This window comes from Ilumatobacter sp. (assembly GCF_030065885.1).
In the GTDB taxonomy this organism is placed as follows: domain Bacteria; phylum Actinomycetota; class Acidimicrobiia; order Acidimicrobiales; family Ilumatobacteraceae; genus Ilumatobacter.
The window spans coordinates 1-5,504 of sequence record NZ_JASJCS010000183.1 but is presented as its reverse complement, the minus strand read 5'-3'; the positions used below and the strand labels follow the sequence as shown (position 1 = coordinate 5,504).

Annotated in this window: 6 protein-coding genes; 3 read left to right on the top strand and 3 right to left on the bottom strand. The window is 70.0% G+C overall.

Annotation, left to right across the window (positions count from 1 at the left end; all coding sequences use genetic code 11):
* Positions 1-2,047: error-prone DNA polymerase (locus QNJ12_RS23130; RefSeq protein ID WP_300626388.1), on the top strand; the 2,047-nt coding region annotated here is incomplete at its 5' end.
* 122 nt (positions 2,048-2,169) lie between these two features.
* On the opposite strand, the gene QNJ12_RS23125 is transcribed toward QNJ12_RS23130, so the two are convergent.
* From QNJ12_RS23125 to QNJ12_RS23115, 3 genes are all read right to left on the bottom strand, one after another.
* The gene (locus tag QNJ12_RS23125; protein ID WP_300626387.1) at positions 2,170-2,550 is read right to left on the bottom strand and encodes a roadblock/LC7 domain-containing protein; all 381 of its coding nucleotides are present in this window, start codon (positions 2,548-2,550) and stop codon (positions 2,170-2,172) included.
* A gap of 71 nt (positions 2,551-2,621) precedes the next feature.
* A complete protein-coding gene (locus QNJ12_RS23120) occupies positions 2,622-3,101 on the bottom strand; it encodes an NUDIX domain-containing protein (protein ID WP_300626386.1) in 480 nt (159 codons plus the stop codon).
* A gap of 10 nt (positions 3,102-3,111) precedes the next feature.
* A complete protein-coding gene (locus tag QNJ12_RS23115; protein ID WP_300626384.1) occupies positions 3,112-3,399 on the bottom strand; it encodes a DUF3039 domain-containing protein in 288 nt (95 codons plus the stop codon).
* A gap of 118 nt (positions 3,400-3,517) precedes the next feature.
* Here QNJ12_RS23115 and QNJ12_RS23110 point away from each other — a divergent pair, with 118 nt between their 5' ends.
* Together QNJ12_RS23110 and QNJ12_RS23105 are read left to right on the top strand one after the other, a co-directional pair.
* On the top strand, positions 3,518-4,201 hold the full coding sequence (locus QNJ12_RS23110; protein WP_300626382.1) for a hypothetical protein: 684 nt from the start codon (positions 3,518-3,520) through the stop codon (positions 4,199-4,201).
* Positions 4,198-5,367: a PrsW family glutamic-type intramembrane protease gene (locus tag QNJ12_RS23105; RefSeq protein WP_300626380.1), complete on the top strand. Its 1,170-nt coding sequence runs from the start codon at positions 4,198-4,200 to the stop codon at positions 5,365-5,367. Before QNJ12_RS23110 ends, QNJ12_RS23105 begins: the two co-directional genes overlap by 4 nt.
* Positions 5,368-5,504 lie beyond the last annotated feature (137 nt).

Here is a 5,504-nt window from a genome sequence, read left to right as displayed (position 1 = left end):
CGCCGCCAACTCGGCGGTCTGCTACGCGCTCGGCGTCACCAAGGCCGACGCCGTCTCGCTCGGCCTGCTGTTCGAACGGTTCCTGTCGACCGAACGTGACGGACCTCCTGATATCGACATCGACATCGAGAGCGACCGGCGCGAAGAGGTCATCCAGTACGTGTACGAGCGCTATGGACGCCATCACACCGCGCAGGTCGCCAACGTCATCACCTACCGGGCGCGGTCGTCGATCCGCGACATGGCCAAGGCGCTCGGCCACTCCACCGGCCAGCAGGACGCCTACGCCAAGCAGATCGACGGGTGGGGCGGCGTCGAGGCAACTGCGGCCCAGCCCGACTGCACCATCCCCGACGACGTGCTCGACCTGGCACGCCAGATCGAGGACGCACCCCGCCACCTCGGCATCCACTCGGGCGGCATGGTCATCTGCGACCGGCCGGTGATCGAGGTGTGCCCCGTCGAGTGGGGACGGATGGAGCAGCGCAGCGTGCTTCAGTGGGACAAGGACGACTGCGCCAACGCCGGGCTCGTCAAGTTCGACCTCCTCGGGCTCGGCATGCTGTCGGCGCTGCACTACGCCGTCGACCTGATCCGCACCCATCGCGGCTACGAGGTCGACCTCGCCACCATCCCGCAAGAGGACGACGTCTACGCGATGTTGTGCCGCGCCGACACCGTGGGCGTGTTCCAGATCGAGTCGCGGGCCCAGATGGCGACCCTGCCGCGCCTCAAACCGCGAAAGTTCTACGACTTGGTCGTCGAGGTGGCGCTGATCCGCCCCGGGCCGATCCAGGGCGGTTCGGTGCACCCGTACATCCGACGACGCAACGGTCACGAGCCCGTCACCTATCTCCACCCACTGCTCGAGAACGCGCTCGGCAAGACACTCGGTGTGCCGCTGTTCCAAGAGCAGCTGATGCAGATGGCGATCGACGTCGCCGGGTTCACGCCGGCCGAGTCCGACGAGCTGCGCCAGGCGATGGGCTCGAAGCGCTCGCTGGCCCGCATGGAGAACCTGCGCGAGCGGCTGTACGCCGGCATGGCCGAGCGTGGCATCACCGGTGAGATCGCCGACGAGATCTTCCACAAGATGAAGTCGTTCGCCAACTACGGGTTCCCCGAGTCGCACTCGGTGTCGTTCGCCTATCTCGTCTACGCGTCGTCGTGGATCAAGTACCACGAGCCCGCCGCCTTCTGCGCGGCGTTGATCAACGCCCAGCCGATGGGGTTCTGGTCGCCGCACACCCTGGTGCAGGACGCTCGCCGCCATGGCGTCACGGTGCACACACCCGACCTCAACATCTCGCTTGCCGGCGCCTCGCTGGAGGACGGCGGTGATTCGGTCCGGCTCGGCATCGCGTCGGTACGCGGCATCGGCAGCGAGCTGGCCGAGCAGATCGAGACCGAGCGCGTCGAGCACGGCGCGTATGCCACGCCCGAGGACCTGGTGCGACGGGTCCCCGAGCTGACCATCGCCCACCTCGAGGCGATGGCGACCGCCGGTGTGTTCGGCGAGTGCTTCGGGCTCGACCGGCGCGAGGCGCTCTGGGCGGTCGGCGCGGTGTCGCAGTCGCGTCCCGGCCGGCTGCCGGGCATCGTCACCGGCGAGCGCCCGCCGACGTTGCCGGGGATGAACCCGATCGAGGAGTCGATCGCCGACCTCTGGGCGACCGGCGTCTCACCCGAGGGCCATCCCACCCGGTTCGTCCGCGACGAGCTCGGCAAGTTGGGCGTGGTCACGTCGCAGGGTCTGTGGGAGTGCGAGCCCACCACGCGCGTGGTGGTCGCCGGGGTCGTGACGCACCGGCAGCGGCCGATGACCGCCCAGGGGACCACGTTCCTCAACCTGGAGGACGAGACCGGCCTCATCAACGTGGTCGTGTCCAAGGGCTGCTGGCAGCGGTTCGGCAAGGTGGCGAGGCGGGCTGCGGCGATGGTGATCCGCGGCCGGTTGGAGCGCAGCGAAGGGGTGATCAACATCGTCGCCGAGCACATGGCGCCGCTCCCGCTACCAGCGTCACCGGCCAGCCGCGACTTCCGGTGAGCTCGTGTTGCCGCCGGGGAGTCGTCGACATCCAACGCAGTCGGCCTCTGTGGTCCCGAGGGAACGGTCGTGCGCACCTTCGGAGAAACCGGAACGAAGCCAGCCGGACGTCGGCCGGTGACTCAGCCGGCTTCGTCGGCGTTTGCGTTGTGGAAGAGCCGCTGCAGGCCGAGCACGACCTCGCGGCCGACCTGGGTCAGCTGCAAACCGTCGGCATCGGCGGCGGCGAGCAGGGTCAGCACGGCCACCTGGGCGACGCTGAAGACGAGCACCTGGCCGTCGGTCGACCGCTGGTGGCTCACCGCCGAGGGGGACTCGCCGGTGAGTCGAACGAGCCGGTTGGAGAGCCCGATCGTCGCCGCCGACATCGCCGCCACGGCTGACGGGTCGATGTGGTCGCGGGACGGCAGCCGCGATGCGAGCACGAACCCGTCGGCGCTGCTGACGAGCGCGCCGGTGACGCCGGGCACCTCGTCGACCAGGTGGTCGATGAGCTGGCGCATCGAGGCAGTGATGGTCACAACGGTCCCTTCGGCCCGGCCGGCCGACAACTTGAGGAATTCTTGAGCTTCACTCAAACACCGATGTCAACGGGCAGTGCGGGTGGCCCGTCCTCGAGGAGGCCCCGCAGGTGGATGGCCAGCTCGCGCGGCGCGAACCGGGTGTCGGTCGCCTCCTCGATCTCGGACAGCGACCACCACCGCATCTCGAACACGTACTCGGCCTCGAGTGCCTCCCACCCGATCGTCGGTCGGGGCTCGAAGCGTGCGAGGCGGACGAGGTGGATCTGATCGCGCTGGCCGTCATGCCCCGTGTGCATCGGGATGACGTGTTCGCGGCTCCACACGTGCGGTCCGATCGGCGCCGCGTCGAGGCCGAGCTCTTCGTGGAGCTCGCGACGGAGGCCGTCGATCGGGTCCTCGCCGTTCTCCAGGCCGCCTCCCGGGAGCGCCCACGCCTCGACGCCGCTCGGGAAGACGTACCTGGCGAGCAGGACGTGGTCGTCGTCGTCGATGAGCAACGCCCGCACGGCGGAGCGCAGGTTCAGCGTCACGGTTCGAGGTTCAGTCCGACGGCGAGTCGCGGAGGCCGTCGTTGAACACCTTGTACATGTCGTAGACCTCCTTGCACGCCTGGCACACCGGGAGCTGCTTCGGGTCGCGTGCGGGCACCCACACGTGACCGCACAGCGCTTCGACCGGGGTGCCGTTGATGCGGGCCTCGAGCACCTTCGCCGCCGCCGACTCACCCGGCCCGACCTTGACGATGTGGGCGACGACCGGTTCGCCGGTCTCGGTGACCTCCTCGACGTCGGGGATCGTCTCGGCCGGCAAGGTCTCGAGCTCTGGCACGGCACCAGTCTGCCAGCCGGGTGCGTGACCGTGGCGGCACGGGCTGACCGGTGCCGGTCGACTGCTCCGCCGCCTCGCGCATCGCACGCGCCGCCCGACACGGCACTAGCCTGCGCGCATGTCCGGCGGGTCTGCGTACGAGGACATCGCGGCGGCCGTGGAGTCGATCGGCATGATCGCCCGAGGTGGCTTCTCGCCCGCCCCCGACGACGGTGTGCCGCCGCTCGCCGACGGCCGGCCGACCCGAACCGTCATCGTGATCGGCAACGTCGGAGGTGCGATGTGGCCGCACTTCCGGCGGGGCGAGAGCCCGGGCGCCGATCCGCTCGATCGGTGGACGCGCGAGCAGCTGCGGCCGGTCGCGGCACGCTTCGACGCGACGTATGTGCATCCGAGCGATGAGCCGTACCAGCCGTTCCAGCGGTGGGCGCAGCGCGCCGCCGACGTGTGGCAGTCGCCGATCGGTCTGCTGGTCCACCGCCGTTTCGGGCTGTGGCACGCGTACCGCGGCGCGTTCCTCCTCGCCGAGCCCGTCGACGGCGTGCCCACGCCTGCAGGTGGCGAATCTCCCTGTGTCGACTGCGACGGTCAGCCGTGCTTGTCGACGTGCCCCGTCGGCGCGTTCACCGACGCCGGGTACGACACCGTCGCCTGCGCCGATCACGTCCGGTCCGATCGCCAACCGGACTGTCTCGCCGAGGGTTGTGCGGCCCGGCGGGCCTGCCCCATCGGGGGCGACGGTCGGTACGGCCCCGACCAGATGGCGTTCCACATGAGGGCCTTCGTGGGCATGCCGTCGTGAGCGAGCCGAGCCTGCCCCCGCCCGCGACCACGCCGGCCGGGTGGTACCCCGATCCGACCGGGGACTCGGATTGGCGGTGGTGGAACGGCTCGGCGTGGACCGCGTTCACCGGTGGTGCATCACGTGAGCGCCGGCCGCGCCTGCCGAGATGGCTCAGCGTGCCGGTCACGATCTGTGCCCCGTTGCTGGCACTCGGCCTGATCGTGATGGTCGCCGTCGAGCCGGTCGTCGTCGCGGCGGGTCTCGTCCCGTTCGTGATCGTGCTGCCCGTGCTGTCGTGGCTCGATCGCGTCGAGCCCGAGCCGAGGGCGTCGCGGGCCCACGCCGTGCTCTGGGGGGCGTCGGTCGCCGTCGTGGTCGCGCTGATCGCCAACGGCGTGGTCGCGGTCGCGTTCGGTGAGATCGCTGCGGTGGTCATCTCGGCACCCGTCGCGGAGGAGGCGATCAAGGGACTCGGCGTCGTCTGGGCCGTGCGGCGACGCGAGGTCGACGGCGTCTCCGACGGCGTCGTGTACGCGGGCTGGGTGGCGATCGGGTTCGCCGTGGTCGAGGACATGACGTACTTCTCGATCGCATCCGTGGAAGGCGCGTTCCTGCCGGTCTTCATCATCCGTGCGATCCTGACCCCGTTCGCACATCCGCTCTTCACGTTCTGGACGGGGCTGGCGATCGGCCTGGCGGTCCGGAGGGGTCGTCCGCTCTGGACGGCGTGGTGGGGGTACGCACTCGCCGTGATCACCCACGCGATGTGGAACGGCTCGCTCGCCTTCGGCGACATCGTCGGCGACGTGACCGAGGACGTCGCCACCCGCGTCGTCTTCCTTGCGGCGGCACTGTTCGTCGCGCTGTTCGTCGCGGTGGCGATCACGCTGATCGTCATGCGGCGCCGCGAGCGCGATCGCTTCGATCACATGCTGCCGTTCCTCGCGCAGCAGTACGGCTTGACCCCAGCGGAGGCGGCGATGTTCTCCGGCTGGCAGCAGCTCCTCCGTCAGCGGCGGGCGTTGCCCCGAAGTGCCCGGCCTGCGTTCGACCACGTCCATGCCTCGCTGGCGCGACTCTCGGCGCAGCACGAGCGGTTGGGCGCGATCGACCCGGCCACCGAGCGAGTGCTCGCAACGCAGCTCGCGCAGGCGCGTGCACGGCTGCACGCCGAGCTCGGCTGAATCGACGTCTCAGCCAACCAGGTCGCGGGCGGTGCCGATGACTGGCGGATCGGGTCGCAGGGACGCGGCGGTGAGTTCGGGGGTCGATGTCGGTCGGGTTCGGTCGGTTGGTGGAGGTCGTTGGTGTCAGCCAACCA

Excerpts from the sequence above, each read along its gene's own strand:
- QNJ12_RS23110 (WP_300626382.1), top strand. The coding sequence starts at position 3,518 with ATGTCCGGCGGGTCTGCGTACGAGGACATCGCGGCGGCCGTGGAGTCG.
- QNJ12_RS23125 (WP_300626387.1), bottom strand. The coding sequence starts at position 2,550 with ATGCGCCAGCTCATCGACCACCTGGTCGACGAGGTGCCCGGCGTCACC.